The organism is Arsenophonus sp. ENCA, from assembly GCF_002287155.1.
Taxonomy (GTDB): Bacteria; Pseudomonadota; Gammaproteobacteria; order Enterobacterales; family Enterobacteriaceae; genus Arsenophonus; species Arsenophonus nilaparvatae.
On record NZ_NHNG01000274.1, the window covers coordinates 1 to 4,281 of the forward strand.

The 4,281-nt window shown below is 39.8% G+C and carries 6 protein-coding genes and 1 pseudogene; 6 read left to right on the forward strand and 1 reads right to left on the reverse strand.

What is annotated here, in order from left to right; all coding sequences use genetic code 11:
- On the forward strand, positions 1-281 hold a 281-nt coding region (locus tag CBG25_RS07145; RefSeq protein ID WP_290605657.1), incomplete at its 5' end, for a transposase family protein.
- Between the two features lie 48 nt (positions 282-329).
- Here CBG25_RS07145 and CBG25_RS07150 read toward each other — a convergent pair.
- A pseudogene (locus CBG25_RS07150) lies at positions 330-851 on the reverse strand (FAD-dependent oxidoreductase); the annotation flags it as partial.
- Between the two features lie 249 nt (positions 852-1,100).
- On the opposite strand from CBG25_RS07150, the gene rpoE reads away from it, so the two are divergent.
- From rpoE to CBG25_RS07175, 5 genes are all read left to right on the forward strand, one after another.
- Complete coding sequence (gene rpoE / locus CBG25_RS07155; protein WP_032114772.1) at positions 1,101-1,676, forward strand: RNA polymerase sigma factor RpoE; 576 nt, start codon at positions 1,101-1,103, stop codon at positions 1,674-1,676.
- A 34-nt stretch (positions 1,677-1,710) separates the two neighbouring features.
- Positions 1,711-2,316, forward strand: a complete 606-nt coding sequence (rseA, locus tag CBG25_RS07160) for an anti-sigma-E factor RseA (protein ID WP_290605660.1) — start codon at positions 1,711-1,713, stop codon at positions 2,314-2,316.
- Between the two features lie 5 nt (positions 2,317-2,321).
- On the forward strand, positions 2,322-3,281 hold the full coding sequence (locus tag CBG25_RS07165; protein WP_366212746.1) for a MucB/RseB C-terminal domain-containing protein: 960 nt from the start codon (positions 2,322-2,324) through the stop codon (positions 3,279-3,281).
- 38 nt (positions 3,282-3,319) lie between these two features.
- A complete protein-coding gene (rseC, locus tag CBG25_RS07170; RefSeq protein WP_290605662.1) occupies positions 3,320-3,778 on the forward strand; it encodes a SoxR-reducing system protein RseC in 459 nt (152 codons plus the stop codon).
- A gap of 246 nt (positions 3,779-4,024) precedes the next feature.
- On the forward strand, positions 4,025-4,281 hold a 257-nt coding region (locus CBG25_RS07175), incomplete at its 3' end, for a transposase (protein ID WP_290605664.1).

The window sequence follows — 4,281 nt, forward strand, 5'->3', positions numbered from 1 at the left end:
AGGTAACCATCTGGGCAGATACCGGTTTTCAAGGTATAGATAAACAGCATCCTAATACACAAATCCCAAAAAAAGGAACTCGAAAAAGACCTTTATCGCCTGAACAAAAACAAGAAAATAAAATAATCTCGGGCATCCGTATTACAGTTGAACACGCCATCGCGGGTATCAAGCGCCTCGGTTGCATGACCCAAATTTTACGGAATCGTAGACCCTTTATTGATGATACCTTCTTACTCCTTAGCGCAGATCTTTGGAATTTCCATCTCAGAACAGCGTAAAATTTACTTCAATCACCGAAACACCCTTATTTCACTATTAAGCAACACGCTTGTTGGATCTTTATCTGAGCGGATCAAATCGATGGCGTTATGCTGCTCCTTAATCGTGATATTCGGATGTTTGATGGCTTTTTCAACCAAGGTGGTTTCTACTTGCTTGCCTGTTGCATCGGCATGATGAAGAATACGGCGATGGCTATGGCCACCTTCTTTTGCAAGATGATATTGTTCTTTACCGGCCAAATTTAGCTCTTTATCAAATAAAACACCTTGATTGATAAGCCATTGGACAGAATGGCGGGCATTGCAAGCGACAAATTCAACGGTTTTTTTATCACACAGCCCGGCACCGGCAATTAAAGTATCATTAACGTGGGCTTCTATACTATCGGTTTGATCAAAAACCGCTGCAATTCCACCTTGAGCATAGTAAGATGCGCCTTCAGTTGAAATGTTTTTACTAAGTATCTTTATTTGGTATTGTGGCGCTAATCGAAGTGCTAACGACAGACCGGCGATGCCACTACCAATGATTAAAATATCCGTATAATGTTGTGTTGATGGCATAATTTTTTATTACTAAGGTTTCGGAATAGAGTAAATTACCATGTTAGCCTATTCTTTTATTTAGAGTAAATACAATGGCCTTGAAAGAACTTTTCTTAATGGTTTAGCTTAGATTAAATATAAATAATTTAAATTAACTGGAACTTTGCGAGTTTTTGTCACTCAAAAAAAAGCTTGCTTACAAATGAGAGAAAACATGGCGGGTTCAAATAAGGAAAATATGAGGCTTATTTTCGGGAGAAGTGACCTCGAATGAGCGAGCAGTTAACAGACCAGGTGCTGGTTGAACGGGTACAAAAAGGGGATAAAAAAGCTTTTAATTTACTGGTTATTAGATACCAGAATAAAGTTGTGAGCCTTGTTTCTCGTTATGTGCCGCAGGGAGATGTACCGGATGTAGCTCAAGAGGCATTTATTAAAGCTTATCGCGCTATCAGTTCATTTCGTGGTGAAAGCGCATTTTATACTTGGCTTTACCGGATCTCTGTAAATACAGCAAAAAATTATCTTATATCTCAAGGACGTCGACCGCCATCGAATGATTTGGATGTAGTTAATGCAGAGAATTTTGAGGCTTCTAATGCATTAAAAGAAATTTCGAACCCTGAGAATTTAATGTTGTCAGAAGAATTGAGAAAAGTAGTCTTCCGGACTATAGAGTCACTTCCTGAAGATTTACGTCTGGCAATTACGCTTAGGGAGTTAGATGGACTAAGTTATGAGGAGATAGCGCTTATTATGGATTGTCCTGTTGGTACAGTTCGTTCGCGCATTTTTCGAGCAAGAGAAGCTATTGATAATAAAGTGCAACCGCTAATACGAAATTAAATGTGGTTCACATTTTACTGAAGGGTACTTTGGCATGCATAGAGAGAGACTTTCCGCTTTAATGGATGGAGAGATCTTTGATTCAGAATTGATCCATACCATTTTACAAGATGTTTCGTTACAGAAACGATGGGAGAGCTACCATCTTATCCGCGACAGTTTGAGAGGCGATATCAACGAAGTTATCCATCTTGATATTACCGACAAAGTAGAGCAGGCGCTGGCAAGTGAGCCTATCCAAATTGCGCCTAATGCAATACCGGAGTCACAACCTGCGCCTGCTAGCTGGTGTTTAATGCCTTTTTGGCGTAAGCTTCGCCCTTGGGCTAACCAGATGACGCAAGTTGGTGTCGCAGCGAGCGTTGCCGTAGCTGTTATTGCAGGTGTTCAGAATTATAATACGTCTAGCATAGAAACTGATGTCAAATCTGACTCACCCATATTTAATACGGTACCTATCATGGGGGCTGCGTCGCCTGTGAGTTTAAATGTATCTAATGATCAATTGTTTGCTCATCCACAAACCGAGCAGCTAGAACAACGTAATCGCCAACTTGGTCTGATGTTACAACAATATGAGCTTGAGCGTCATTCAACGCTGAATCAAAATGTAACATCATCTTCACCAGTAGCAGAATAGTAGTAATGAAGCATTGGTTATCCGCCCTCTTTCTTTTGCTGGGCGGTTTATTGTTGCCTTTACATTCCTATGCGAAAGAATTATCGGCTGAAACTTTATTAACTGATATGGGTAATGCAGTAAAGTCTTTACCCTACGAATTATCATTTATTATTGTCAATCCACAAGGTATAACGCCGATCAGATATCGTCATGTCATTATTGACAATCAACCAATTGCTCAAATGATGCAGATGGATAATTCTCGTCGTGAAATTATTCAGAAAGGTAATCAAGTTAGCTACTTTGAGCCAGGATTTGATTCTTTTAGCTTAGAGGGCGCTTATATCGTTGATTATTTGCCGTCGGTAGTTTTTGCTAATTTTACTAAACTGCAATCCTATTATAATTTCATTAAGTTAGGCAGAACACATATTGGTGATATAAGCTGTCAGGTTATTCGTGTTATACCGAAAGATAATTCACGTTTTAGCTATATCTTATTAATTGATGAAAAAAGCAAGTTACCATTGCGTATTGATCTTTTAGATAGTAAGAATGAAATATTAGAGCAATTTAGAGTTGTCTCTGTGGCTTTTAATAGTCAAGCGTTGCTGAAATCAATGCATGTGATCGCATCGTTGAATATGCCTCCCTTATTACTTATTCCCAAATCAATCACTAAGCGGTTTAATTGGCAAATAAACCAACTGCCGTTGGGATTTGAAGAAATTTCTCGTAGTTGTAAAGAGATTGCTGCTAATGAATCTTTAGAGGCGATGTTATTTAGTGATGGGTTATTTAGTTTTTCTATTAATGTAACTAAAGCAGGTGAGCGTCAACTTAGTGAAAAACCATTTCGTAAAGGTGGTTTAACTATTTATACGGTGATAAAAGGACAATACGCAGTGACGGTTATTTTATACGGTGATAAAAGGACAATACGCAGTGACGGTTATTGGCCAGTTACCATTGTTAACTGCTAGCCAGATTGCAGCTAATGTTAGTTTTAAAGAGGCAAGTAATGGTTAAAGAGTGGGCAACGGTTGTGTATTGGCATAATGGTCGAGCTGTGTTGCGATATGGTTCTAATTCCGGTTGTGGCAGTTGTGCTGCTCGCTCAACTTGCGGATCTTATATTCTCAATAAAATAGGACCGAAAACTGAGTATCAATTAGAACTTGAGGTCACTCAGCCTCTGATAGTTGGTCAGAAAATTGAAGTCGGGATCCCTGAAGCCAGTTTATTACGTTCAGCAATGCTTGTTTACCTTACCCCATTACTTGGCCTTTTTATCGGCAGTGGGATTATGCAATTTCTTTTTTTAAATCAATTTATTATCTTTTTAGGTGCAGTTATTTGTGGCTGTGTTGGCTTTTTTCTGGCAAAAAAAATTGCGCATTATTGGGAAAAAGAGACGCTATATCAACCGATCATTTTACAAATAGGTTTACCGCCTGATGAATTAAAACAGCAAGTATGAATGAGATAGCAAGTCTAAATGCTTATCATTAGTAATTACATATTGTCACTAATCTATGCCTATAACCGCCTTGTATCTTGAAAAGGGTTTAAAATAGCCACGAGTGAATTTGGCAAGGTGTATGCAGCCCGATTTCTCCTAGGGCTCATAGCCCGTAAGTCAGCTAATGGCGCATACACTGAGCTACTCATCTTAAACCCGAACAGTTGTCCGTACTCCATAACGCATTTGCAAGGATGGGTAATAATGAGTCTGCCAAGTCCATCTTGTGTAGGTATCGATGTTTCGAAAGCAACGCTGGACATTGCCGCCAGCAGCGCAATTGAGCAATTTTCGGTTGCCAATGACGCTGACGGTTTTGATTCCATCATTGTTAAGTTGAGAAAGCACGCCGTTGCGCTTGTGCTGATGGAAGCCACTGGAGGACTTGAAGCCGCCGTGGCCTGTGCGCTTCAGGCTGAAGGTTTTGAGATCGCTGTGGTCAACCCCAGGCAAGCCCGTGA

Bases quoted from the DNA above. Each gene is read 5' to 3' on its own strand.
- rseA (WP_290605660.1), top strand. From the start codon at position 1,711: ATGCATAGAGAGAGACTTTCCGCTTTAATGGATGGAGAGATCTTTGAT.
- rpoE (WP_032114772.1), top strand. From the start codon at position 1,101: ATGAGCGAGCAGTTAACAGACCAGGTGCTGGTTGAACGGGTACAAAAA.
- CBG25_RS07165 (WP_366212746.1), top strand. From the start codon at position 2,322: ATGAAGCATTGGTTATCCGCCCTCTTTCTTTTGCTGGGCGGTTTATTG.
- rseC (WP_290605662.1), top strand. From the start codon at position 3,320: ATGGTTAAAGAGTGGGCAACGGTTGTGTATTGGCATAATGGTCGAGCT.